Below are 23,659 nucleotides of genomic sequence, written 5' to 3' on the forward strand. Positions count from 1 at the left end.
ACATGACGGCAGGAAGTCTGCGTCCGGCACGAACAATGCAACCAGAAATCGAATAGGATCGAGACCATGCTCCAGGACCTCGCGGTACCCGATTTCAGCTGTGCCTCCACGGGCGGCAGCACCTTCCAGCTGTCGGCCCTGAAAGGCCGCAATCTGGTGATCTACTTCTATCCGAAGGACGACACACCCGGCTGCACGACCGAGGGTGCGGCCTTCCGCGATCTGCATGCCGAATTCGACGCGGCGAACTGCTCCATCTTCGGCGTGTCCCGCGACTCGCTCGCCTCGCACGAGCGGTTCAAGGCCAAGATGAACTTTCCCTTCGATCTGCTATCGGATCCGGACGAGAGCGTGTGCGGCATGTTCGGTGTCATCAAGCTGAAGAACATGTATGGCAAACAGGTGCGGGGCATCGAGCGGAGCACGTTCGTGATCGACGGCTCGGGCAAGATGCGAAAGGAGTGGCGCGGCGTGAAGGTTCCGGGACACGTGGACGAGGTGCTTGCCTTCGTGAAAGGGCTCGGATGAGTCGACGAAGACTATACGGCAGTACCCGCGTGCCGGACGGTTCCGGCCGCTGCGGACCGTCGCCACGGCCCGTGGCCGAAGCAGAAATCGACAACGCCGCCGGGCTCCTCCGGCGGCGTTTTTGTTTGCACCGCGCGGTCCGACCTGCCGCGCAGGTGTGGTTTCCGGCAACCCTCAGAACGGAGTGACGATGATCCAGAAGAAGGCCTCGACCGGCGTGGTAACGCGTCTCAAGCAAGCCAACAAGCTGTTCGTACTCGACACCAACGTTCTCATGCACGACCCGACGAGTCTGTTCCGCTTCGAGGAGCACGACATCTTCCTGCCCATGGCAACCCTGGAAGAACTGGACAACAACAAGAAGGGCATGTCGGAAGTGGCGCGCAATGCCCGTCAGGCCGCGCGGTTCATCGACGAGATGCTGGGCCACGCGCCCGCGGACATCGCCGAGGGCATTCCGCTCTCGTCCCACGGCAAGGAATCGACGGGCCGGATCTTCCTCCAGACCGAAGCGATCGCGGCGGACCTGCCCGCGAAGCTGGCCGCCGGCAAGGCCGACAACCAGATCATCGGCGTGGTGAAGTACCTGCAGGACACCCACAGCCCGCGCCAGGTGATTCTGGTATCGAAGGACATCAACATGCGCATCAAGGCCCGCGCGCTGGGCCTGGCGACCGAGGACTACTTCAACGACAAGGTCCTCGAGGACACCGACCTGCTGTACACCGGCATGCGCGAACTGCCGGCGGATTTCTGGGACACCCACGGCAAGGAGATGGAGTCGTGGCAGCAAGGCGGCGTCACCTACTACCGGGTGCGCGGGCCGCTGTGCAGCAGCCTGCTGGTGAACGAGTTCGTCTACCTCGAAGCCGACGGCCCCCTCTATGCCCAGGTGCGCGAGACGAGCGGCAGCACCGCCATCCTGTCGACACTGCGCGACTACACCCATCAGAAGAACAGCGTCTGGGGCATCACGGCGCGCAACCGCGAACAGAACTTCGCCCTGAACCTGCTCATGAACCCGGACATCGATTTCGTCTCGCTGCTGGGGCAGGCCGGCACGGGCAAGACGCTGCTGACGCTGGCCGCGGGACTCGCCCAGACTCTGGACGAACAACGCTATGTGGAAATCATCGTCACGCGCGTCACCGTTCCGGTCGGCGAGGACATCGGCTTCCTGCCCGGGACGGAGGAGGAGAAGATGACCCCGTGGATGGGGGCGCTGGAAGACAACCTCGACGTCCTCAACCACACGGACGAAGACGCCGGCGAGTGGGGCCGCGCCGCGACGCGCGATCTCATCAGGTCGCGCATCAAGGTGAAGTCGCTCAACTTCATGCGCGGCCGCACGTTCCTCAACAAGTATCTGATCATCGACGAGGCGCAGAACCTCACGCCCAAGCAGATGAAGACGCTCGTGACCCGGGCGGGCCCCGGCACCAAGGTGGTGTGCCTGGGCAACATCTCGCAGATCGACACGCCCTATCTCACCGAAGGCAGTTCCGGCATGACGTACGTGGTGGACCGCTTCAAGGGCTGGGGCCACAGCGGACACATCACGCTGCAGCGGGGCGAGCGGTCCCGGCTGGCGGACTACGCGGCGGAAGCGCTCTGACCGGAGCCCCAAAAAACGAAGGCGCCGTGCTTTCGCACAGCGCCTTCGGCTTCTGCCCAACCGCCAAGAAGAGCATTGAAGGAGTCGGTCTCCCCGTTTGGGGTCTCCTGTTCTAGGGCAGTGACTGCCTCTGGACTCCTCCAACGCAACGCCTGTGCCACGCCACTTTTCTCAAAATCTATCAAACCGTTAGAAAAGTTGCGTCAAACGCTACGACACCTGGTGTCAAGGAGTCCGACGACGCCTGCGGTATCCCGCACTGCCACCATGCCTTCCAGCAGCCCGCGTTCTATCCCAGGTTGACCATCACGTGCCGGACCACCGTGTAGTCCTCCAATCCGTACATGGACATGTCCTTGCCGTAGCCCGATTGCTTGAGTCCTCCGTGGGGCATTTCGGTCGCGAGCATGAAGTGCGTGTTGATCCAGGTGGCTCCGTACTGCAGCCGTGAGGCGACCTTCATGGCGCGGGACACGTCGCGCGTCCACACCGAGGACGCAAGCCCGTAGTCCGAATCGTTGGCCCAGGCGATCGCATCGTCCGCATCGCTGAACCGTGTCACGGACACCACCGGCCCGAACACTTCCTTCCGAACGATCTCGTCGTCCTGGCGCGCGCCGGCCACCACGGTCGGCTGATAGAAGAAGCCCGCCCCGCCCACCGTCTTGCCGCCGGTCACCACTTCCATGTGTCCCGAGGCAGCGGCGCGGTCCACGAACGAGGCGATCCGCTCACGCTGCCGCGCGGAGATCACCGGCCCGAGTTCCGTCGACTCGTCCTCGGGCGCGCCGTACTTGAGAGTGCCGACGGCGGAACCGAGGTCCGCCACCAGTTTCTCGTACACCTTGGGTCCCGCATAGACGCGGCAGGCGGCTGTGCAGTCCTGTCCGGCGTTGTAGTACCCGAATGTCCGCAACCCGTTCACGACCGCGTCGAGGTCTGCATCGTCGAACACGATGACGGGCGCCTTGCCGCCCAGTTCCAGATGCGTCCGCTTGAGCGTGGGCACGGCGGCCTGCAGCACGGCCTGTCCCGTCGCGATGCTGCCGGTCACGGACACCATCGCGACCTTCGGATGGGAGATGAGGTGCTGTCCGACCGACGATCCCCGACCGTGGACCACGTTGAACACACCTTCCGGGAAGATCTCGGCGCAGATGCGCGCGAGGCGAAGCGTGGTGAGCGGCGTCAGCTCGGAGGGCTTGAGCACGACCGTGTTGCCCGCAGCCAGCGCCGGCGCGATCTTCCACGCGGCCATCATCAGCGGATAGTTCCACGGCGCAATCTGGGCTACCACGCCGATGGGGTCGCGCCGGATCATGCTCGTGTGGCCGGCCAGGTACTCCTTTGCGGCGGATCCGGTCAGGCAGCGTGCCGCACCGGCGAAATAGCGGAAGACGTCCGCGACGGCCGGCATCTCGTCCGCCCTGGCCCGCGCGACCGGCTTGCCGCAGTTGAGGGACTCCAGCCGCGCCATTTCGGCCGCGTCGTCGTCGATGCGCTGCGCGAGCCGCAGCAGCAGCGTGGAACGCTCGGCAGGCGTCGTCGCGCTCCAGGCGTCGAAGGCCTTGGCAGCCGCGACGACCGCCGCATCCACCTGTCCCGTCGTGGCCTCCGGGATTTCGGCGAGCGTCGTACCGGTGGCCGGGTTGAGCACCGCGAGCGGGTCTCCGCCGCCTGTCACCTGCCGACCGCCTATCATCAATTGAGTATCCATGGGGTGTCCTCTGCTCGTTGGCGTTGATTCGATGCGATCCGGGGGCTCACTTCACGCTGCCGGAGACGTCATGCGTGTCGCGCGTGAGATAGAACGCCGCGACGATCGGCACGAAGGTGAGCGCGATCACGAAGACCGCGACGACGTTGGTCACCGGCCGTTCCCGCGGACGCACGAGTTCACTCAGCATCCAGATGGGCAGCGTGCTCTGCTGGCCTGCGGTGAAGGTGGTGACGATGACCTCGTCGAAGGAAAGCGCGAAGGCGAGCATCCCGCCTGCCAGCAGCGCCGTGGCGATGTTGGGCAGGATGACGTGGCGCAACGTCTGGAAGGCGTCGGCGCCGAGATCCATGGACGCCTCGATGAGTGCCCGGCTCGTGCGGCGGAACCGTGCGAGAACGTTGTTGTAGACGACCACGATGCAGAACGTGGCGTGGCCGACGACGATGGTCCAGAAACTGAACGGGATCTCCGCGAGGCCCAGTGCCGAACGCAGCGCGATTCCGGTGATGATCCCGGGCAGCGCGATCGGCAGGATCAGCAGCAACGAGATGGCCTCCCGCCCGAAGAAGCGCGAGCGCCAGACGGCCGCGGCCGCCAGCGTGCCGAGCACCATGGCGGTGAGCGTCGCGACGGCCGCCACCTGGAGCGACAGCGACAGGGCACTGCGGATGTCCTCGCGGCCGAACGCGACGGCGAACCACTTCGTGGTGAAGCCGGGGATGGGGAAGCGGAAGCTCTTCTCCTCCACCGAGAACGCATACAGCACGATGATCACGAGCGGCACATGCAGGAACAGCATGCCGGCGGCGGTGGCGGCGCGCAGCCCCCAACCCGCTCGCACGCCGGTTCCGTCAGAGCGCATCGAACGCTCCCAGACGTTTCGCCGCCACCAGATAGACGCCCATGATCGCGATGGGCACGACCGTGAATGCGGCGGCCATGGGAATGTTGCCGGCCACGCCCTGATGCGCGTAGACGGCCTGGCCGATGAAGGGCATGGAATTGCCGACGATGCCGGGGATGATGTAGTCGCCGAGCGTGAGCGAGAAGGTGAAGATGGAGCCGGCCACCACCCCCGGTACTGCCAGCGGCAGGATGACGCGCAGGAACGTCTGCGACGGATGCGCACCGAGATCCGCGGACGCCTCGATCACCGAACCGGGCACCCGTTCCAGCGCGGCGATCACCGGCAGGATCATGAAGGGGAGCCAGATGTAGGTGAAGACGATGAAGGTGCCCAGATAGGACGTCGACAGCGACGGCCCGCCGACGACCGGCAGTTCGAGCAGGGCATCGAGCAGCCAGGTGAGATGCAGCTGGGCGGCGAACCAGCTCAGGATGCCCTCGCGGGCGAGAATGAGCTTCCATGCGTACACCCGGACCAGGTAGCTCGACCAAAGCGGCAGCATCACGCCCAAGTACAGAAGGCCCTTCATGCGCAGGCTCGCATGACGGACCATGTAATACGCCATGGGAAAGGCGATGACCGCGCACGCCGCGGTCACCGCCGCGGCCATGGTGACCGTGCGCCGAACGACATCCCAGTTCGAGTCGGAAGCGAAGAACTCGCGATAGGTGGCCGTCGAGAACTCCTTGACCACCACGCCGGAGAACTCGTCGATGGTGAAGAAGCTTTGCGCCAGCAGCGCGAACAGCGATCCCAGGTAGATGATGCCCAGCCACAGCAGCGGCGGTACGAGAAGGAGGAGCAGCAGCAGGCGGGGGCGCACGAACAGCGCCGTGGAAATGCGGCTCGACACCCCGGGCGCGGCGGCTGCCGAAACCGCCGCAGCTGCCGTCATGCGGCCTCGCCCAGAGCGCGGACGTGACGGCGTTCGATGGTGAGCTGCACCGGCCTGCCAGGCGCCCGGCCGTCGCTGCCCTCTCCGCCTGCCAGGTTCTGCTCCACGACGGCCATCTCGCCGCCGTCGACCGTGACCGCGATGCGGATCGTCGAACCCAGATAGGTCGTGCCTGCGATGCTGCCGGTCACGCTCACGCAGCCTTCCGGTGTCGGCGTGCCCGGGGCTTCGATGCGGATGCGTTCCGGCCGGATGGCGTAGCGCCCTGCCGCCCCGCCAAGCCGTTCGGCGAGCGGCCCTTCGACGAGATTGGTCTGCCCGACGAACCCGGCGACGAAGGCCGTGGCCGGCGCGTCGTACACCTGTGCCGGCGTGCCGATCTGTTCGATGCGGCCGTGATTGAACACGGCCAGGCGGTCGCTCATCGCGAGCGCCTCGCCCTGGTCGTGGGTGACGTAGACGAAGGTGATGCCGAGCCTGCGCTGCAGGCTCTTGAGCTCCTGCTGCATCTGTTCGCGCAGCTTGAGATCGAGGGCGCCCAGCGGCTCGTCCAGAAGCAGCACGCGCGGGTGATTGATGAGCGCTCGCGCCAGGGCGACCCGCTGCCGCTGCCCTCCCGACAGCTGGCTCGGCTTGCGGGCGTGGAGTCCGTCGAGCTTGACCAGCGCCAGCATCTCCTCGGCCCTGCGGCGCCGCTCCGGTCCGGGCACACCGCGGATCATGAGCCCGTATTCCACGTTGCGGCCCACGCTCATGTGCGGAAACAGCGCGTAGTCCTGGAACACGGTATTCACGTCGCGGGCATAGGGCGGAACTCCCGAGACGTCCACGCCATGCACGAACACCCGGCCGCTGCTGGGCTGCTCGAAACCGGCGATGAGCCTCAGGCAAGTGGTCTTGCCGGACCCGGACGGGCCCAGCATGGAGAAGAACTCGCCGTCGGCGATGTCGAACGAGACACCGTCGACGGCGCGCACGTCTCCGAAACGGCGGCTGACGGCATCGAACGCCACCGCCGCCGCGCTTTCACCTGCCATGGGAGTATCTGCGCCGGAGGTCGTCCGGCCTCCCATCAGCGCCCGCCGAGGACGGCGATGTAGTCCGACACCCAGCGATAGTAGGGAACGCAGCCCTTGGGATCGGAGCACTTGGCCGTAGGCGTACGCCAGAACGAGATGCGGTCGAATTCCTCGTATCCGTTCGTCTTGCAGCCTTCGTCACCCAGCAGCTTGTTGCCCTTGCACGCAGCCGGCACTGAGGGCACCGAACCGAACCAGGCGGCGAGATCGCCCTGCAGCTTCGGATTGATGGAGTGCTCCAGCCACATGTAGGCGCAGTTCGGGTTCTTGGCGTTTGCGTGGATCATGGTGGTATCTGCCCAGCCGGTGGCCCCTTCGACGGGCACCACGCTGGCGATGGGCTGCTTGTCGCCCTTCAGCAGATTCACCTGGAAGCCCCACGACGACGACGCCACGACCCCCTCGTTCTTGAAATCGTCGATCTGGACCATGGCGTCGTGCCAGTAGCGTGAGACGAGCTTGCGCTGCTGGCGCAGCAGTTCCAGCGCCGCCTTGTACTGGTCCTCGTTCAGCTCGTAGGGATCCTTGATTCCCAGTTCCGGCTTGGTCGCCTTGAGGTACAGCGCAGCGTCGGCGATATAGATGGGCCCGTCGAACGCCTGCACACGCCCCTTGTTGGACTTGCCGTCGGCCAGGGTCATCTCCTCGAAGACGACTTTCCAGCTCTTGGGCGCCTCCTTGAACGCCTTGGTGCTGTACGCCAGCACGTTGTAGCCCCACTGGTAGGGAACCCCGTAGTGCTTGCCGTCGACGTAGTGCCACTTGGCCTTCTGCAGGCGCGGGTCGACGTTCTTGAAGCTGGGGACCAGGTTGACGTTCACCTCCTGGACCCGCTTGCCGGCAATGAGGCGCAGGCTCGCGTCGCCCGAGGCCGTCACCAGATCGAAACCGCCTTCGTTCATGAGCGCGACCATCTCGTCGGAGGTGCCGGCGGTCTTCACGTTGACCTTGCAGCCGGTCTTCTTCTCGAAGCCCGTGACCCAGTCGAAGGCCTTGTCGGTGTCGCCGCGCTCGATGTAGCCGGGCCACGCGACGATGTCCACCCGACCCTCGCCCTTGCCGATCTTCTGCAGCGGGCCCGCCTGGGCCGCGCCGGCGGCAACGCCGAAGAGGGCTGCGAGAGCCAGTGCGGAACTGCGGACAGCGAATTGCCAAGAGGACGAGCGCATGGTCAGGGACATCGGAACTCTCCTGTAATTGTTCGACTGGATGCCACGGAAAAGGGCCGGCGGCTGCGACGCGGTTGCACCTACGCCGCCCGGAAATCCTACGCGCAAGCGCGCGCGCGCCGCAAGCCGGGCACGCTTGCGGCGCAGGCCGGCAGATCAGTTCTTCGGGTGCGCGGGCGCGGCGCCCAGCGGCTGGGACTTCAGCTTGAACACGGGCTTCGGGCTGCGATCGGCGTAGTACGGCTGCATCTGCGGCACCAGTTCCGCCAGCGCTGCCTGGCGCTTTTCCGGGGCAGGGTGGGTACTGAGAAAATCGCTCTTGCCGCCACCGCCCGAGACCTTCGCCATCTTCTGCCACAGGGTGACCGCGGCATGGGGGTCGTAACCGGCCTTGGCGGCCAGTTCGATGCCGATGCGATCCGCCTCGGCCTCCGCCTCGCGGCTATTGGGAAGAGACACAGTGACCGCAGCGGCCGCCACGGCCGCCGAAGCCGCGAGACCGCCGTACTTCTGACCTGCCACGATGCCGATGAGGCCCGCGCCCACCTGGGTCGCCATCGCCTGGGACATCTTCTCGGCCTGGTGCTTGGCGAGCGCATGGGCGATCTCGTGGCCCATCACCTGGGCAATCTCGTCGTCGGAGGGTTTCAAGGCGACGATGAGCCCGGTGTAGAACGCCATCTTGCCGCCGGCCATGCACCACGCGTTGACGGTCTTCGGATCGTCGATGACCTTCACGCTCCAGGCCCACTGCTGGGTCTCGGGCCGGTACTTGATCGCCTGGGGGATGAGCCGCTCGGTGATGTCGACGATGCGCTGGGTCACGGCGGGATCGTTGTCCAGCTTGCCCTGTTTCTGGTACGGCGTGAGCATCTGGACGTAGGCCGATGCGGACGACGCGATGGCGGAGTCCTCGGAAACGAGGATGAGTTGCTTGCGCCCCGTGACGGGAGCGCTCTGGCAGGCGGCCAGCGCGAGGACAGCCGCGCCGAGGGCGGCTGCACGAATCGTTTTCATGGAAAGGTCTTCCTGGTTGGAACGGGACGGACTCAGGCGAACAGGCGGCTGTGCCTGGGCACCTTGACGAGGAGATACTCCATCTGATCCTGAAGGATCCTGCGGTTCTGCAGGATCAGGTGTTCGTACTTGTTGGGCACGTAGGGCGTGTACAGCAGCGGCATGTGCGCGGCCTCGGGCGTCCTGCCTCCCTTGCGGATGTTGCAGACGCGGCAGGCGGTCACCACGTTCATCCAGCGGTCCTTGCCGCCGCGGTAGACGGGGACCACGTGGTCGCGCGACAGATCGCGCTCGCGGTATTCGCCCCCGCAATAGGCGCACACGTGACGGTCGCGGGCGAACAGGGCGGCGTTGGTCAGATGCGGCTCGGCGTGGGCGTCCCGGACCAGTTCGCTGGCCCCCTTGATGGCGATGATGCTGGAGGTGGACAGCTCCGAGCGTTCACCGGTCATGCGCGAGACGCCGCCATGGTAGGTCGCGACGACGTCGCCCAGCGACCACGCCACCATGCGTCTGGCGTGATACGTGATGGCTTCGTCGATCATCAACCATCGGCTCGGCAGACCTGCCATGTCGAGCGCGAGAATCATTGCCACGATCAGACCTCCCGGCACGCGGAGGCGTCGCCGATACCGACGCCTTCAGCAACTTCCGAAACCGACGCCTTGAACCTGCTCGGCGAGTATAGCTCGCGATGGTGCGGCAAAGTACCGTTCCGGGCGCTGCTCAACCGCCGGTCGTTTCAGCCGCGACAACTTTCTGGATCGTGATCGCGTTGACAGGGCACACCGCCTCGCACTGGCCGCAGCGGATGCACTGGTCCTGATCGATCCAGAGGCGGTTGTAGTACAGCGAGTCCGCATGGCCCGGAACGAGCGGCCTGACACCGGTGATGCGCCCCGCGTCATCGCGCTCCAGCCCGGAGATCTCCTGGATGCACCCTGCAACGGGCTTGACCTTGAGGCACTCGTCGCAGAGAACGCAGCGGCTGTCGATGATCTCGAACTTGTAGTGACAGAGGTAGCAGCGCGACGCCGCTTCCGGGGCGGCTTCCCGCGAGTAACCCGTCTCCACTTCCGTTTCGAGCGCGCGCAGGGACCGGCACCAGGGGCATGGGATGCAGCGGAATGGCGTTCATGGCGCTCGATCGGCCGGTCCCGCGGCCCTCGCGCCCGGACTGGAACACCGGTTCCAGACGCAGCACCTCGCGCTGACGGACGGCGCCCGTCAGAAAGAGGTCCACGGCCCGCGCGCAATCCCGCGCATGTCCGATGGCCTGGATGAGAGAGGTGGCCCCGAGCGCGAAATCGCCGGCGGCGAAGACGTTGCGCAGGCTCGTCTGTGCGCGCGAGCCGGACGCCAGCCAGCCGTCACGCCCCACCAGCGCTCCGGCCAATGGGCCATGGATCCAGTCCGTCTGCGGGTACTGGCCGGTCGCCCAGATGACCTGATCCACGGCCACGTCGATCTCGCTGCCGGGCACGTCCCTGAATCCGCGCCGCGACTGCCCTTCCGCCACCACCGGCTCCGTGCGGATCAGGCGCAATCCCGTGACGGCATCGCTGTTCCCGAGCACTTCCACGGGCGACAGATGGTTCTCCAGCCGGCCGCCTTCGGCCAGATACTCTTCCAGTTCGCCGGGCAGGACGACCATGTCCTCCCGCCCGCGGCGGTAGTAGACCGTGACCTGCGCGCCGAGGCGCGAGGCGGTCCGCGCGCAATCCATGGCCGTGTAGCCGCCGCCGATCACCGCGACCCGCGCGCCGATGCCGCGCCGGCCTCGCTCGTTCACGTCGAACAGGAAATGCAGGCCGTGCTCCCCGCCACGCGCGTTCGTTCCCGGAACGGCCGGCATGTTCGGGCGCAGCGTGCCGGCAGCGAGCACGACCGCGTCGTGCCGCGTAGCCAGTTCGTCCAGGGTGACGTCCCGCCCGATCTCGACGCCGCAGCGCACCTGCACGCCCAGCGCCGTGATCTGGCCGACCTCCCGGTCGATCAGTGCCCGCGGCAGACGAAACGCGGGAATGCCCTGGTTCAGCATGCCGCCGGGTCGTTCGTGCCGCTCGTACACCGTGACTTCATGGCCCAGGCGACGGAGATCTCTCGCCGCCGAAAGCCCGGCCACCCCGCCGCCGACCACCGCCACGTGCCTTCCGCTGGCAGGGAACAGGAGCGGCAGCACCACCGGACTGGCGGCCATATGATCGGCGGCCGAGCGCTTGGAGAAGCAGATGGCGACCGGCTCGCCGTTGCCCGCCCGGCCGTGGCGGCAGGCGTCCTCGCAAGGTCGCGCGCATACCCTGCCCAGCACGCCGGGAAAGACGTTGTCGCCGAGATTGATCCGGTATGCCTCGTCGTAGCGGCCGTGGTAGACCGCCTCGAGATACCCCGGGATGTCGGTGCCGGCCGGGCAGGCAGTCCGGCAGGGGATGTTCTGGCGGAACCAGTGGCGGTCCTGTTCCGACTGCGACTGGACCGTCTCGCGCGCCAGCGCTCCCGTGGAGAGCGCCGTCGCTGCCTGCAGTGCGTTGCGTTCGATCAATGCCATGACGTCGATTCCCGGGAAAGTGGCGGTCGTGCCGGCGCCACGAACGTGCCGGCCGCGGCTCGTGATCAGAACAGTCCCACCACCTTCCCGTCGGGACCCAGGTCGATGCGGGTGGCGGCCGGAACCATCGGCAGCCCCGGCATGGTCATCACGTCTCCGCAGATGGCCACCAGGAACTCCGCTCCGGCCGACAGCCGGACCTCTCGCACATGCACCGTGTGACCGCTGGGGGCGCCTCGCGCCTGCGGATCCGTGGAGAACGAATACTGGGTCTTGGCGATGCACACCGGATAGGTGCCGTGGCCGCTGTCCTGCAGGCGCTGGATCTGCTGCCGGACCTTGGCATCCGCGGTGATGCCCGCAGCGCCGTAGATCTTCCGGGCGACGGTCTCGATCTTCTCCCACAGCGGCGCCGTGTCCTCGTAGACGAACTTGAGGCTGGCGTCGGACCCTTCGATCACGTCGACCACCGTGCGCGCGAGTTCTTCCGCGCCCTTCCCGCCTTCGGCCCAGTGACGGGCAAGGACGACCGGCACGCCCAGGGCCTTCATGCGATCCTGCACCAGGCGATGCTCGGCCGGCGTGTCCTGGGTGAAGTGGTTGATGGCCACGATGCACGGCAGACCGAAATGGTCCCGGACGTTGCGCACATGCCTCTCCAGATTGGCCAACCCGTGTTCGAGCGCCTCCAGATTCTCCTGGCCGAGGGCCTTGAGTTCCACGCCCCCGTGATACTTGAGCGCGCGGATGGTGGCCACCACCACGGCGGCGCTCGGGCGCAGCCCGGACTTGCGGCACTTGATGTCCACGAACTTCTCGGCGCCGAGATCGGCACCGAATCCGGCCTCGGTCACCACGTAGTCCGCCAGCTTGAGCGCGCTGCGGGTGGCGATGACGGAATTGCAGCCGTGGGCGATGTTCGCGAACGGGCCGCCGTGGATGATGGCCGGGTTGTTCTCCAGGGTCTGGACCAGGTTGGGCTTGAGCGCATCCTTCATCAACACGGTCATCGCGCCGTGCGCCTCGAGATCGCGCGCCCGGACCGGCTCCTGGTCGCGCGTGTACCCCACGACGACGTTGCCCAGGCGGTTCCTGAGATCCTCCAGCGACGAGGCGAGGCAGAAGATCGCCATCACCTCCGAAGCCACCACGATGTCGAAGCCGTCCTCGCGCGGAAAGCCGTTGGCAGGTCCGCCGAGCGACACCACGATGTCGCGCAGCGCCCGGTCGTTCATGTCCAGCACCCGCTTCCACGTGATGCGGCGGGGGTCGATGCCCAGCGCGTTGCCGTGGTGGATGTGGTTGTCGGCCATTGCCGCCAGCAGGTTGTTGGCGAGCTGGATGGCATTGAAGTCCCCGGTGAAATGGAGGTTGATGTCCTCCATCGGAACGACTTGCGCGTATCCGCCGCCGGCCGCGCCGCCCTTGATGCCGAAGACCGGCCCCAGCGACGGTTCGCGCAGGCAGATGAGCGCCCGCTTGCCGATGCGGTTCAGCGCATCGCCAAGGCCCACCGTGGTGGTCGTCTTTCCCTCCCCGGCCGGGGTCGGGCTGATCGCCGTGACGAGGATGAGCTTGCCGTCCGGCCTGTCCGCGAGGGAATCGACGTAGTCGAGCGAGATCTTGGCCTTGTAGTGGCCGTAGGGCTCGAGGGATTCCTCGGGAATGGACAGCCGCTCGCCCGCGAGCGGCACGATGCGTTTGAGGGTCGCGCGTTGCGCAATTTCGATATCGGACAGCACCGGAACTCCTGTCGAAGCCATGCCCGCCTGGCCGGCGGGCCTCACTGCTCAAAAGAAAACGGCGGTCGCCACCCCGCCGTTGTCATGGATGAGAGAACCTGTCAGTGGTTCCGGCGGAATCCGTTGCCGGTCTTGCCGAGGTCCGGGTTCTCGAAGATGGTGCCGCTGGGGCCCATGCCGGAGATCTGCAGGATGACTTCCTCGTCCCTGGCGCCGTCGTAATGCGCCTCGCCGGCAGGGTGCTTCATGTAGCTGCCCTGGGGAAGCGGATCCGTGTTCCAGGGTTCGAACGTCGGGCCCGTGCCCGTGTACCAGGTGCCTTTCAGCACGGCCACGAGCCGGTCTTCCGGATGGTGATGCGGCATGCTCATCACGCCCGGCGAGAACTTGACGCGCAGGACATACGGGCCGGCCTTGCGCAGATCGCCTTCCACCACCATGACCCGGATGCCCTCGATGCCGGGGTAGTCCTGCCACACCTCCTCGCCCGGTTTGACCACCACGAAGCCTTTCGCATCGACCGTGCCGTCGGCGTAGATCTGGCTGCCGGGCGCGATGGCGGCCACCGCCAGGGCGGCCGCAGTGAGGAGGTGCATTCTTTTCATCGGGGAGTCCTCTCGGGTGGGAATGTGGGCAGGAGAAGCCCGCTCAGGGCTTCACGAACTTGAGCGTCATGCGATCGCTTTCGCCGATGGCGGCATAGCGGTCGCGATCCTGGTCGCCCAGGGCGAAGGTGGGCGGAAGCGTCCAGACCCCCTTCGGGTGGTCCTTGGTGTCGCGCGGATTGGCGTTGATCTCGGACTTGCCGACGAAGCGGAAACCCGCCTTGGTCGCCGCATCGATCACGTACTGCTCGGTCATGTAGCCGGTACGGACCTGGTCCTCGAACGGCGTGCCCGGCTTGGCGCGATGTTCCTCCACGCCGAGGATGCCGCCCGTCTTGAGCAGACCGTGGAAGGTCTTGAACATCGCGTCCGCGTAGCCGTTCTTCGCCCAGTTGTGCACGTTGCGGAAGGTGAGCACCATGTCCGCCGAGCCCGCCGGCGCCGCGTCCACGAATTCGGGCGCCTTGATCTCGGTGGTGACGACGGCCCCGAAAACGTCCGGCCGGCCGGCCATGCGCGCGAGAAAGGCCCGGTCGCGGTCCACCGCCCAGGCCGGCGCATTGCTCGGGCTCACCGGATACCGGGCGGCGTAAAGCTTGCCCCTTTCCTTGAGCACCGGCGCCAGCACGTCCGTGAACCAGCCGGCGGACGGCCAGATCTCCACCACGGTCATGTCCGGCCGGAGCCCGATGAACTGCAGCGTCTCCTTCGGGTGGCGGTAGACGTCGCGCGCACGGTTTTCCTCCGTGCGATGGTCGCCCGCCACGGCGCGGTCGAGCATGGCGGACACGTCGTCGGCAGCACGTGTCTGCCAGGAACAAAGCGATGCGACAAGAAGCAGTGCGCAGGTGGCGAGTCGTTTCATCAGAGAGGTCTCCACGGTAGGAAGGGTCGCCGGGTTCGCCACCGCGGGAGATCCGCGCGGCGGATCCGCCCGGCCGGACGTGGGTCGCACCGCATGGCGCCGGTTCGCCCGCCTCGCGCCTTCATGGATCGGGCATTCCGGACGGGACAGCGAGTCTAGCGACGAGGCCCCGGTCATGTCACGCGCATCCCGGGGGGGCCCGCGCCGGGGGGGCCGGGCCGAGAGGCTACAATCGGACCCATGAATTCCCCCCGCCTCCTCCCCGACCTCCCGCCCGACGGCCTCCCCGTCACGGTGGTGACCGGCTTTTGGGAAGCGGAAAAACAACTTTAATCAATGGCTTGCTCAAATCCCCCATGGCCTGAAGCTGGCCGTGATCGAAAACGAGTTCGGCGCCGTGGGGGTGGATGGCCAGATTCTGGTGCGGGACGGCGCCGAGGAGATCATCCAGACCGAGAACGGCTGCCTGTGCTGCACGGTCCGGGGCGACCTCAAGCGCGCGCTGACCTCCCTGTACGAGCGGCGTGCCGCCGGCGAACTGGCGTTCGACCGGGTCGTGATCGAAACCACCGGGCTGGCCCAGCCGGCGCCCGTCGTGCAGACCCTGCTGGTCGATGCCTATCTCGCAGCCCGGTACCGGATCGACGGCGTCGTGACCCTGGTGGATGCGCTTCATGGCGCGGAACAGCTCGACCGCCACCCCGAGGCCCAGGAACAGGCGGGCTTCGCCGACCGGCTGATCCTCACCAAGCCGGATCTCGTATCGCCGGAACAGCTCACCGCGCTGGCGGACCGGCTCAAGGACATGAACCCCCGCGCTGCCGTCCGCATCGCCCGCCAGGGCGACGTCCAGGCGGACTGGGTGCTGGACGTAGGCGGCTTCGACGTGTCGGGCGTGCTGGATCTTCACCCCGGTTTTCCGCGGTATGCGCGGCCCGCGGTCCACAGCCCGGGCGTCGAATCCTGGGTTCACCGGACCGATGCCCCGTTCGATCGCGAGCGCCTCGAGCTCTTCCTCGAGACGCTGCTGGAGTGGTATGGCGCCGACCTGCTGCGCTACAAGGGGATCCTCTCGCTCGAGGACGACCCCCGCCGCTGGATCTTCCAGGGCGTGCACCGGCAACGCTCCCTCGTCCCCGGAGAACCGTGGACGGACGGGCCGCGCTCGAGCGTGTTGGTTTTCATCGGCACGGCCCTGCCCCGGGCGGTGCTCGACAAAGGCCTGGAGAAATGTGCCGCAGGGACGGTGCTCGCATGAAGCAGAAACCGTCTCCGGCGATCAAAAGAAGGAAGGGACCGCAAATGATCGTGTACGACCTCATCTGCGATGCGGACCACCGCTTCGAGGCGTGGTTCGCATCCGCAGAGGATTTCGAACGGCAGGCCGGCACGCCGATGCTCACCTGCCCCGTCTGCAACAGCGGCGAGGTGCGGCGGGTGCCTTCCGCCGTGCACACCGCCCGGCACGGCCGCGAGGAATCCGCACCGCCGCCGCCGGAGCACGGACACGTGGCGGCGTTCTCCGAACGCAAGAACGTCATCGACGCCCTGCGCAAGATCCTCGCCCAGTCCGAGAACGTGGGCCAGCGCTTTCCGGAGGAGGCGCGACGGATCCACTACGGCGAGGCCCCCCGGCGCACCATACGCGGCCAGGCCTCCCACGAGGAAGCCGAAGCCCTGCGCGAGGAAGGCATCGAAGTGATGAGCCTTCCCGTCCCGCCCTCCGAAGACCTGCACTGACCTTCCGCGGCCGGTCGCATGCGGCGGCCGGCCCGCCCCTCCCGTTTTTCGATCTCTTGCCGCTCAAGGACTTGGCGATTTCGCCGGGCCCTCCTATTGCCTTCTTCCGGAAAGCTGGATACAAATACAGCTGTATGGATGAACAGGAGGCAGCATGGACCGCATGGGCAGCATGGAGCAGGACAAGGAACAGAGCAGGGCCGCTTGCATTCTTTCCGCCCTGTCCCGGGGCGTGGACCCTTTCACGGGTGAGGATCTTCCGTCTTCCAGCCCTTGCCAGCACCCGGAAGCGGTGCGGGCGCTGTTCCATGCATTGCGTCTGATCGAAGGCGCTCCGCCTGCCGCGGGAGCGGCTTCCAGGCATGCGGCCTCCCCCGCCGAACCGGCGGGCCGTTCACGAGCCACGCGCGCGGCCAATGCGGGCAAGCCCTGGTCGCCGGAAGAGGACGGGCGCCTGCTGACCGGCTTCGACACCGGTCTCGACCTCGCTGCCCTGGCCTTCGAACACGGACGCTCCCGGCTCGCCGTGCAGGTGCGCCTGGCCATGCTGGGCCGTTTGCCTCTGCCGGAAAAGGCCCGTTATCGAATCGCGGTTCCCGGTGCGGAGCAGGCCAAGGAGGCGGAGCACGTCAGGGAGGCAGAGGCCCCTCGGGAATCCGGGCAGTCTCCGCGTCCCCTGCGTACCGAGGAATCCCGCCGCTTCTCCTACCCCCTGAACGCCTGAGCCCGCCATGACCGATCGCCCCCTCACTCCCCGTCAACAGGAAATCCTGCAACTCATCCGCGATGCGGTGGCGGCCACCGGCCTGCCGCCCACGCGGGCCGAGATCTGCCAGGCCTTCGGTTTCGCTTCACCCAACGCCGCGGAAGACCATCTGCGGGCGCTGGCACGCAAGGGCGTAATCGAACTGTCCGAAGGCATCGCCCGCGGCATCCGGCTCACCGAACCGCTGGGCCTGCCGCTGATCGGCCGCGTCGCTGCCGGTCGCCCCATCCTGGCGGAACAGCACATCCAGAACCGCTATCAGATCGACCCCGCGCTGTTCAAACCCCAGGCCGACTACCTTCTCAAGGTGCGCGGCATGAGCATGCGCGACGTCGGCATCCTGGATGGCGATCTTCTGGCGGTGCATCGCACCGCCGAAGCGCGCAGCGGGCAGATCGTCGTGGCCCGCCTGCAGGACGAAGTCACGGTGAAGCGCCTGCAGCGGCAGGGGCACATCGTGGAGCTTCTTCCCGAGAACCCGGAGTTCGAACCCATCGTGGTGGACCTGCGGGAGGACTTCTTCGCCATCGAAGGCCTGGCGGTGGGCGTCATCCGCAACGGCAAGCTGTCCTGATCGAGGGAAGAGCAGACCTTCCCGCGGCAGCAGCCGCTTCCGCCCCTACCACGCACGCTTGAGGAGACACGTTCATGAGTATCGTCGTCGAACCGTTCGTCCGTACGATCCAGCAGGACACCGCAGCGCACACCTCCGCCCATCGGCACATCGACCGGCAGTTGCGCGCCGCCGCGGAGCGCACGCTGTGGCAGCACCTGCAGGATTGCCGGCTGGGAGGGGCCAAGTTCCGCCGTCAGCACCTGGTCGATCTCTATCTGGCCGACTTCGTGTGCATGGATGCCCGGCTGGTCATCGAACTGTGCAGCACGCTCACCCCTTCGCTGGCACTGCACGCCAGCACCCGCCGCGCCTTCTTCCACGCCCAGGGATTCCAGGTGCTGCGTTTGCGCGACCGCGATGTGCTGGTGGACACGCGGGCGGTGCTCGACACCATCCGCCAGGCGCTGCAATTGAGCCCCGGGCCCCGGGCTAACTCCCGTACGGGATCCCAGACCCGATCCCGGCCGGGATCCAGCCCATCCCAACTGGGATCCAAGATGGCCCAAGTGGGATCCAAGATGGCCCAACCGGGATCCAAGATGGCCCAACTGGAATCCAACACATCCCCGTCGGGATCCAGCACATCCCCGCCGGGATCCAGCACATCCCCGCGGGGATCCAATATGATCCCCGCGGGGATCGCGCACCTCATCCCGCGCGGGTCTCTCAGGGAAATCCCGCGCCGCTTTCGTCCGGCCCGTCTGATCCACGCGCTTCGCCACATTCGCATGGGACCGTCCCTTTCGGATCTCGCCCTTCGATCCATACCTCGCCATGTCAGCCGCCCTCGAAACCCTTCTGCTCAAGTCGCACGTGTGGCGCGGCGACGGGCGGGCGGAAGTGGCCATTCCCAGCATTCCGACCGGCCATGCGGAACTGGATGAACTGCTGCCGGGCAAGGGCTGGCCGCGGGGCGCGCTGACCGAACTCTCGATCCCCCGGCCAGGCATCGGCGAGATGTCCCTGCTGTTGCCGGCCCTGGCCGATCTGTCGAGCCGGGAGCAGTGGATCGCTCTCGTGGCTCCGCCCCATCTGCCCTACGCGCCGGCCCTGGCCCGCGGCCGGTTCGAACTCTCCCGCCTGATCGTCGTTCGGGCAGAAGACGGTCCGGACACGCTCTGGGCCATGGAACAGGCGCTGGCTTCCGGCGCCTGCGCAGCCGTGATCGGCTGGCCCACGTTCCTGAACGAACGCGCCTTGCGGCGCCTGCAGCTCGCTGCCGAGAAGGGACAGGCGTTCGGCGCCTACTTCTCCGTCGGGCACGCCACGAGCAGTTCGCTGGCTTCGCTGCGGCTGCAGCTCTTTCCTGATGGGGGGCGGCTGGGCGTGCGCGTGCTGAAGGTGCGGGGGCGCGGCATCGGCACCACCCTCACCCTGGAGATGGGCGGCACCTCTTCGATGAGGACCGGCTTTCCCGCTCCATCCCCCGTTCCCGGACCCGCTGCCGCTGCTTCGGCGGCTTGAGCCGGTGTCCCCCGCTTCCGATGGCTTCCGTGCTATGGCTCGCGCTCCATCTCCCCCGGCTTCCGCTGGAAGTCTTCCAGCGGGGGCTGGGCCAGGACACCATCACCGAAAGCGCAGCAGCGAACGATCCTTCCCTGTTGCCGCTGGTAGTGACGGCGGCGCCCTCCGTTCCCCGCGTCCTGCTGCCCGATGCCCCGGCGCACCGGTGCGGCATTCAGCCGGGCATGACGTTATCGGCCGCCTACGCACTCGCTCCCGATCTCGTCGCCCGGCCACGTGATCTCGCGCTCGAAACCGCCGCCCTGGAAAGCTTGGCCCTGTGGGCCGAGCAGTTCACGCCGGCGGTGAGCCTTGCGCCTCCCGATGCCCTGCTGCTCGAGATCGGCGGTTGCCTGCGGCTGTTCGACGGTCTCGAAGCCCTGCTGGCACGCGTGCGCCAGGGGCTCGCGCAACTGGGCTTCGATGTGTCGCTCGCCAGTGCCCCGACACCCACCGGGGCCCTCATGCTCGCGCGCAACGGGCTGGAACTGCACGTGACCGATTTCGTGGCGTTGTCCCGCAGGCTGGGGCAACTGCCCGCCGGCTCTCTCGAGACTTCCGCCGCCATCACCGAATCCCTGCTGCGCCTTGGCCTGCGCACGCTCGACGATTGTCTTCGCCTCCCGCGCGACGGCTTTGCGCGACGCTTCGGCCAGGAGCTCGTCGATCAGCTCGACCGCGCCTTGGGACGGCTGCCCGATCCGCGCGTGCCGCACGTGCCTCCCGCCCGCTTCGCGAGCCGGCTCGTCTTGCCCGTACCCGTGCCCAACACCGATCAGATCCTCTTCGGCGCGAGACGCCTGGCTACCGAACTGGCCGGTTTTCTCACCGGTCGGGGCGCCGGTGCCACACAGCTCCTGTTCCTGCTGGAGCACGAAGCCCCCCCGGTCACGCGCATCGTGCTGGAGCTTTCCATGCCCAACCGCGATGCCGCTCACTTCATGGTGCTGCTGCGCGAGCGGCTTGCGCGCCTGGAACTCCCCGGCCCGGTGGAAGCCTTCAGCCTGCACTGCACGCAGACCATGCAACTGGCGCCGCGCAACTTCTCGCTGTTCGCCACGCGGGAGACCGCCACCGAGCATCGCGCCGAACTGGTGGAGCGGCTGCGCGCGCGGCTGGGCCGGCAGGCCGTGCAGGGTCTCGTGCTGGTGCCGGAACACCGTCCCGAGCTGGCTTTCCGCGAAGCGGAGCCGGGATCGGCCGCCCCTGTGCCTTGCGATGCCTTGCGCCCTTTCTGGCTGCTCGCCACTCCCCGCCCGATCGCAGCCGGGGGGCTGGAATTCCTGGCCGGGCCGGAGCGCATCGAATCGGGGTGGTGGGACGGCAACGACGTGCGGCGCGACTACTACGTGGCTGCGCAGCAGGACGGCTCGCGCGTGTGGGTGTATTGCCATCGCGATGGCACCGGCGAACCCGAGCGCTGGTTCGTGCACGGCCTGTTCGGTTGATCTCTCCGCCGATCTCATGACCGCCTTCGCCGAACTCCACTGCCTGTCCAACTTCACCTTCCTGCGCGGGGCTTCCCACGCCGGCGAACTGGTGGAACGGGCCGCGAAGCTGGGATACCGGGCGCTCGCCATCACCGACGAGTGTTCGCTCGCCGGCATCGTGCGCGCCCACGAAGCCGCGAAGGAACACGGCCTGCGCCTCATCGTCGGCATCGAGATCCACCTGGAAGACGGTCCGTCGCTGGTGCTGCTCGCCATGAACCGGGAGGGCTACGGCAATCTCTCGGCACTCGTCACCACGGCACGGCGCCGTACCGGAAAGGGGTCGTACCGCCTCACCCGCCGCGATCTCGACGATGGCGTGCCGGCGTGCATGGCGCTGTGGATCCGGAGCTTTCGGCCCCGGACGCCGGTCGCCGGAGAAGGAAAAACCGAACGCACGGTCACCGGAGACAGCCACCGCCTGGCGGCCATGGCGGGCCCGCCACCGGCCTCACCGGCTTGCGCGCCTTCCTCCCTGCTCGACACCGCCCGCTGGCTGCGCGCCCGCTTCGGTGACCGTCTCTGGCTCGCCGCCGAACTGCATCAGGGGCCGGACGACGCGGCCCACCTCACTCATCTGCGCGCTCTGTCCGCCGCCGCAGCGATTCCCGTCGTGGCCGCCAACGACGTGCACATGCACGCACGCCAGCGACGCGCGCTGCAGGACGTGATGACCGCCATCCGGCTGGGCACGCCCGTCGCGACAGCAGGCACGGCTCTGCATCCCAACGCAGAACGTCATCTGCGTCCCCTCGAAACGCTGGCCGGCCTGTATCCCGGCGAGTGGCTCGAAGCCTCCGTCGCCATCGCGGACCGCTGCACTTTTTCCCTGGACGAACTGCGCTACGAGTATCCGGAAGAACTCTCGCCCCCCGGCGAAACGCCCACCACCTGGCTGCGCAAGCTCACACGGATCGGCCTCGCCTGGCGTTATGAAGGCGGGCCGCCCCCGTGGGAGCGCCTCGACGGCGACGGGCCGCCTTCCGCCGGGTCGCCCGGCCCCGCACACGGCGATTCTTCCCTTGAATCGCCCGCCTTCCCCGGCAGCGATCCTGCCGCCGGACTCAAGCCGGCCGGCGCTGCCCGCGAACCCGCCGTTCGCGGCATGGCGGCGGCGCATTCGCTCGCGTTCCATCCCTCCCCCGCGAAAGGCACCGGGGTTCCCCGTTCCGTCCACGCCCAGGTGGAACACGAGCTCGCCCTGATCGCCGAGCTGCGCTACGAGCCGTACTTCCTCACCGTGTTCGACATCGTCCGGTTCGCGCGGCGCCGCCACATCCTCTGCCAGGGCCGCGGTTCGGCCGCCAACTCGGCCGTGTGCTTCGCGCTGGGCATCACCGAAGTGGACCCGGCGCGCATGTCGACATTGTTCGAGCGTTTCATCTCCAGGGAACGCAACGAGCCGCCCGACATCGATGTGGACTTCGAGCACCAGCGCCGCGAGGAAGTCATCCAGTACCTGTACGCCAAGTACACGCGCGAACGCGCGGCGATCGCGGCGACGGTGATCTGCTACCGGCCCAAGAGCGCCTTCCGCGACGTGGGCAAGGCCCTGGGGCTCGATCTCGCCCAGGTGGACCGCATCGCCAAGAATCTCGCCTTCTGGGATCGCGGCACCGAAGTGGTTGCCGAGCGCCTGCGGGAAACCGGTTTCGACCCGCGTTCGCTGCGCATGCGCCAGCTGGTGGCGCTCACGCGCACGCTGATCGGATTTCCGCGCCACCTGTCCCAGCACGTGGGCGGGTTCGTCATCTCCCGCGGCCCCCTGTCCCGCCTGGTGCCGGTGGAGAACGCGGCCATGCCCGACCGGTCGATCATCCAGTGGGACAAGGACGATCTCGACGCCCTGGGGCTGCTCAAGGTGGACGTGCTGGCCCTGGGCATGCTCTCGGCGATCCGGCGTGCGCTGGACATGGTGAGCGTGCTGCGGGGGCGCCCTTTCGGCATGCACGACATCCCGGCGGAAGACCCGGCCGTCTACGGCATGCTCTGCAAGGCAGACTCCGTGGGCGTGTTCCAGGTGGAGTCGCGCGCCCAGATGGGCATGCTGCCGCGCCTGAAACCCCGGTGCTTCTACGATCTGGTCATCGAGGTCGCCATCGTCCGCCCAGGACCGATACAGGGCGGCATGGTGCATCCCTACCTGCGCCGCCGGCAGAAGCTGGAACCGGTCACCTATCCTTCGCCCGAAGTGCGGTCGGTGCTGGAACGCACGCTGGGCGTGCCCATCTTCCAGGAGCAGGTGATGCAGCTGGCCGTCGTGGCCGCGGGCTTCAGCCCGGGCGAGGCCGACCGCCTGCGCCGCTCCATGGCGGCATGGCGGCGCAAGGGCGGCCTCACCCACTTCCAGGACCGTCTCGTGGAAGGCATGCGCAGCCGCGGCTACTCCGAACAGTTCGCGCGCCAGATCTTCCAGCAGATCCTGGGCTTCGGCGAATACGGCTTCCCCGAATCCCACTCCGCGAGCTTCGCACTGCTCGTGTACGTCTCCGCCTGGCTCAAGTACCACGAGCCTGCGGCCTTCTGTGCGGCATTGCTGAACAGCCAGCCCATGGGCTTCTACGCCCCTTCGCAACTCGTCCAGGACGCGCAGCGCCACGGCGTGGAAGTGCTGCCCGTGGATGTGCTGGAGAGCGAGTGGGATTGCGTGCTGAAAGACAGGCGATGGGCGACAGGCGATGCGCAATGGGAAAGTCCCGGGATCGCGGCTCACGGATCCGGTGCCCCCCACCCCCCTCCTGTCCTTCCCCCCGAAGGGGAAGGGACCTGCTATTCAGGGAGTCGTGACGAAGCGCCAGGAAATGCCCCGGATGGGCTGTGGGCGGGAGGAGAGAAGCAACAGGAAAGTCGCGGG

General features: G+C 67.3%; 19 protein-coding genes and 3 pseudogenes. 11 read left to right on the forward strand and 11 right to left on the reverse strand.

Annotated elements, in window-relative coordinates; all coding sequences use genetic code 11:
• Positions 1-66: 66 nt before the first annotated feature.
• Together IPK20_14310 and IPK20_14315 are read left to right on the forward strand one after the other, a co-directional pair.
• Positions 67-528 (forward strand): peroxiredoxin, encoded by a 462-nt coding sequence (locus IPK20_14310; GenBank protein ID MBK8017771.1) that lies wholly within the window; start codon positions 67-69, stop codon positions 526-528.
• A 190-nt stretch (positions 529-718) separates the two neighbouring features.
• Positions 719-2,143 (forward strand): PhoH family protein, encoded by a 1,425-nt coding sequence (locus IPK20_14315; protein ID MBK8017772.1) that lies wholly within the window; start codon positions 719-721, stop codon positions 2,141-2,143.
• A gap of 289 nt (positions 2,144-2,432) precedes the next feature.
• Here IPK20_14315 and IPK20_14320 read toward each other — a convergent pair whose 3' ends face one another.
• From IPK20_14320 to IPK20_14370, 11 genes are all read right to left on the reverse strand, one after another.
• Positions 2,433-3,860, reverse strand: coding sequence for a gamma-aminobutyraldehyde dehydrogenase (locus tag IPK20_14320; protein MBK8017773.1), 1,428 nt, complete (start codon positions 3,858-3,860; stop codon positions 2,433-2,435).
• A gap of 46 nt (positions 3,861-3,906) precedes the next feature.
• The gene (locus IPK20_14325; protein ID MBK8017774.1) at positions 3,907-4,725 is read right to left on the reverse strand and encodes an ABC transporter permease; all 819 of its coding nucleotides are present in this window, start codon (positions 4,723-4,725) and stop codon (positions 3,907-3,909) included.
• Positions 4,715-5,665, reverse strand: coding sequence for an ABC transporter permease (locus IPK20_14330; protein ID MBK8017775.1), 951 nt, complete (start codon positions 5,663-5,665; stop codon positions 4,715-4,717). The genes IPK20_14325 and IPK20_14330 overlap by 11 nt, the downstream gene beginning before the upstream one ends.
• Positions 5,662-6,702: an ABC transporter ATP-binding protein gene (locus IPK20_14335; protein MBK8017776.1), complete on the reverse strand. Its 1,041-nt coding sequence runs from the start codon at positions 6,700-6,702 to the stop codon at positions 5,662-5,664. Before IPK20_14335 ends, IPK20_14330 begins: the two co-directional genes overlap by 4 nt.
• Positions 6,703-6,737: 35 nt before the next feature.
• Positions 6,738-7,913 carry an ABC transporter substrate-binding protein gene (locus IPK20_14340; GenBank protein MBK8017777.1) on the reverse strand — a complete coding sequence of 392 codons (1,176 nt, stop codon included), beginning with the start codon at positions 7,911-7,913 and terminating at the stop codon, positions 6,738-6,740.
• Between the two features lie 156 nt (positions 7,914-8,069).
• Entirely contained in the window at positions 8,070-8,930 is an 861-nt protein-coding gene (locus IPK20_14345; GenBank protein ID MBK8017778.1) for a M48 family metallopeptidase, read from the reverse strand.
• Positions 8,931-8,962: 32 nt separating this feature from the next.
• Positions 8,963-9,520, reverse strand: a complete 558-nt coding sequence (locus IPK20_14350) for an HNH endonuclease (protein ID MBK8017779.1) — start codon at positions 9,518-9,520, stop codon at positions 8,963-8,965.
• Between the two features lie 314 nt (positions 9,521-9,834).
• Entirely contained in the window at positions 9,835-11,478 is a 1,644-nt protein-coding gene (locus tag IPK20_14355) for an FAD-dependent oxidoreductase (protein ID MBK8017780.1), read from the reverse strand.
• Between the two features lie 65 nt (positions 11,479-11,543).
• Positions 11,544-13,217, reverse strand: coding sequence for a formate--tetrahydrofolate ligase (locus IPK20_14360; protein MBK8017781.1), 1,674 nt, complete (start codon positions 13,215-13,217; stop codon positions 11,544-11,546).
• Positions 13,218-13,321: 104 nt separating this feature from the next.
• A complete protein-coding gene (locus IPK20_14365) occupies positions 13,322-13,825 on the reverse strand; it encodes a cupin domain-containing protein (GenBank protein ID MBK8017782.1) in 504 nt (167 codons plus the stop codon).
• Between the two features lie 43 nt (positions 13,826-13,868).
• Positions 13,869-14,690, reverse strand: a complete 822-nt coding sequence (locus IPK20_14370) for a class I SAM-dependent methyltransferase (protein ID MBK8017783.1) — start codon at positions 14,688-14,690, stop codon at positions 13,869-13,871.
• Between the two features lie 240 nt (positions 14,691-14,930).
• On the opposite strand from IPK20_14370, the pseudogene IPK20_14375 reads away from it, so the two are divergent.
• The 9 genes and pseudogenes from IPK20_14375 to dnaE2 all read left to right on the forward strand — a co-directional run bounded on the left by IPK20_14375 (position 14,931) and on the right by dnaE2 (position 23,461).
• Positions 14,931-15,948: pseudogene (locus tag IPK20_14375) on the forward strand (GTP-binding protein).
• Positions 15,949-15,992: 44 nt separating this feature from the next.
• Positions 15,993-16,430 (forward strand): DUF1178 family protein, encoded by a 438-nt coding sequence (locus tag IPK20_14380; GenBank protein ID MBK8017784.1) that lies wholly within the window; start codon positions 15,993-15,995, stop codon positions 16,428-16,430.
• A 154-nt stretch (positions 16,431-16,584) separates the two neighbouring features.
• The gene (locus IPK20_14385) at positions 16,585-17,154 is read left to right on the forward strand and encodes a hypothetical protein (protein ID MBK8017785.1); all 570 of its coding nucleotides are present in this window, start codon (positions 16,585-16,587) and stop codon (positions 17,152-17,154) included.
• A 7-nt stretch (positions 17,155-17,161) separates the two neighbouring features.
• Positions 17,162-17,770, forward strand: coding sequence for a transcriptional repressor LexA (gene lexA, locus IPK20_14390; protein ID MBK8017786.1), 609 nt, complete (start codon positions 17,162-17,164; stop codon positions 17,768-17,770).
• 74 nt (positions 17,771-17,844) lie between these two features.
• A complete protein-coding gene (locus IPK20_14395) occupies positions 17,845-18,696 on the forward strand; it encodes a DUF559 domain-containing protein (GenBank protein MBK8017787.1) in 852 nt (283 codons plus the stop codon).
• Entirely contained in the window at positions 18,587-19,276 is a 690-nt protein-coding gene (gene imuA / locus IPK20_14400) for a translesion DNA synthesis-associated protein ImuA (protein ID MBK8017788.1), read from the forward strand. The genes IPK20_14395 and imuA overlap by 110 nt, the downstream gene beginning before the upstream one ends.
• 20 nt (positions 19,277-19,296) lie before the next feature.
• Complete coding sequence (locus IPK20_14405; GenBank protein ID MBK8017789.1) at positions 19,297-20,763, forward strand: DNA polymerase Y family protein; 1,467 nt, start codon at positions 19,297-19,299, stop codon at positions 20,761-20,763.
• A 16-nt stretch (positions 20,764-20,779) separates the two neighbouring features.
• Positions 20,780-21,118, forward strand: a pseudogene (locus tag IPK20_14410) (PHP domain-containing protein).
• 792 nt (positions 21,119-21,910) lie between these two features.
• Positions 21,911-23,461 (forward strand): annotated as a pseudogene (gene dnaE2 / locus IPK20_14415) (error-prone DNA polymerase).
• Positions 23,462-23,659 lie beyond the last annotated feature (198 nt).

The sequence above is a fragment of the Betaproteobacteria bacterium genome (genome assembly GCA_016713305.1).
Lineage (GTDB): Bacteria > Pseudomonadota > Gammaproteobacteria > Burkholderiales.

What these genes read in the sequence shown, in the direction of transcription:
- IPK20_14320 (MBK8017773.1), bottom strand. Translation starts at nt 3,860, where the DNA reads ATGGATACTCAATTGATGATAGGCGGTCGGCAGGTGACAGGCGGCGGA.
- IPK20_14340 (MBK8017777.1), bottom strand. Translation starts at nt 7,913, where the DNA reads ATGCGCTCGTCCTCTTGGCAATTCGCTGTCCGCAGTTCCGCACTGGCT.
- IPK20_14385 (MBK8017785.1), top strand. Translation starts at nt 16,585, where the DNA reads ATGGACCGCATGGGCAGCATGGAGCAGGACAAGGAACAGAGCAGGGCC.
- IPK20_14310 (MBK8017771.1), top strand. Translation starts at nt 67, where the DNA reads ATGCTCCAGGACCTCGCGGTACCCGATTTCAGCTGTGCCTCCACGGGC.
- IPK20_14380 (MBK8017784.1), top strand. Translation starts at nt 15,993, where the DNA reads ATGATCGTGTACGACCTCATCTGCGATGCGGACCACCGCTTCGAGGCG.
- lexA (MBK8017786.1), top strand. Translation starts at nt 17,162, where the DNA reads ATGACCGATCGCCCCCTCACTCCCCGTCAACAGGAAATCCTGCAACTC.
- IPK20_14395 (MBK8017787.1), top strand. Translation starts at nt 17,845, where the DNA reads ATGAGTATCGTCGTCGAACCGTTCGTCCGTACGATCCAGCAGGACACC.
- IPK20_14370 (MBK8017783.1), bottom strand. Translation starts at nt 14,690, where the DNA reads ATGAAACGACTCGCCACCTGCGCACTGCTTCTTGTCGCATCGCTTTGT.
- IPK20_14315 (MBK8017772.1), top strand. Translation starts at nt 719, where the DNA reads ATGATCCAGAAGAAGGCCTCGACCGGCGTGGTAACGCGTCTCAAGCAA.
- IPK20_14350 (MBK8017779.1), bottom strand. Translation starts at nt 9,520, where the DNA reads ATGATTCTCGCGCTCGACATGGCAGGTCTGCCGAGCCGATGGTTGATG.
- imuA (MBK8017788.1), top strand. Translation starts at nt 18,587, where the DNA reads ATGTCAGCCGCCCTCGAAACCCTTCTGCTCAAGTCGCACGTGTGGCGC.
- IPK20_14335 (MBK8017776.1), bottom strand. Translation starts at nt 6,702, where the DNA reads ATGGCAGGTGAAAGCGCGGCGGCGGTGGCGTTCGATGCCGTCAGCCGC.
- IPK20_14365 (MBK8017782.1), bottom strand. Translation starts at nt 13,825, where the DNA reads ATGAAAAGAATGCACCTCCTCACTGCGGCCGCCCTGGCGGTGGCCGCC.
- IPK20_14405 (MBK8017789.1), top strand. Translation starts at nt 19,297, where the DNA reads ATGGCTTCCGTGCTATGGCTCGCGCTCCATCTCCCCCGGCTTCCGCTG.
- IPK20_14330 (MBK8017775.1), bottom strand. Translation starts at nt 5,665, where the DNA reads ATGACGGCAGCTGCGGCGGTTTCGGCAGCCGCCGCGCCCGGGGTGTCG.
- IPK20_14355 (MBK8017780.1), bottom strand. Translation starts at nt 11,478, where the DNA reads ATGGCATTGATCGAACGCAACGCACTGCAGGCAGCGACGGCGCTCTCC.
- IPK20_14345 (MBK8017778.1), bottom strand. Translation starts at nt 8,930, where the DNA reads ATGAAAACGATTCGTGCAGCCGCCCTCGGCGCGGCTGTCCTCGCGCTG.
- IPK20_14325 (MBK8017774.1), bottom strand. Translation starts at nt 4,725, where the DNA reads ATGCGCTCTGACGGAACCGGCGTGCGAGCGGGTTGGGGGCTGCGCGCC.